The organism is Pseudoalteromonas sp. SANK 73390 (assembly GCF_054966645.1).
This window is the reverse complement of record NZ_ARPN01000132.1, coordinates 1-557: the sequence shown is the minus strand read 5'-3', so window position 1 is coordinate 557 and position 557 is coordinate 1. Positions and strand designations below refer to the sequence as shown.

1 pseudogene is annotated in these 557 nt (G+C 46.3%); it reads right to left on the bottom strand.

The annotated features are described in order from the left end of the window. Positions 1 to 557, bottom strand: a pseudogene (locus tag SANK73390_RS18305) (hypothetical protein); the annotation flags it as partial.

Genomic DNA, 557 nt, shown 5'->3' with positions numbered 1-557 from the left:
GGCTCCATCAACAAGCGGCTTTCAAACTGGGTTTCAACCAAGTCGTTACCGTTTTCAACACTACCTTTAGCGCGAGGGCTACCAGCTTTGTGCTCTTCACATTTAACTTGTAAACTCTTCAGCACATTTTTAATGGCTTTTGAGCTGTTCGCTGAACCCTTATCCCATACCAGCATTTCAGGCACGCCCATAAATGCCGAGCCATCATGCACAGACCAACACCACATTAAAAAATCAAACAGGTTTGCCGTAGTCTCGCCAGCCGCTTGGTAGTACTTAACACGTATCGCACCACTAAAATGGTCGGTGAGTACATAGCGCCAAACTCGCAGGTTTTTAACTTTGTCTAGGTTGTCAGGCTTGTTTGCATAAAAGTGGCTTTCATCCATGTACGATTGCTTATAACCCTTTATTTTGCGGTTCTTGCGCTCAGGTGGGTAATAGAGCAAACAATAAGACGGGTCCACTTGGTGTACATGGTTTGGGCCTAAGCTGCGCAATTGCACATGAGGTGTGGCCTTGTCGAGCATTTGTATACTGGCATTATGGCGGGCTAG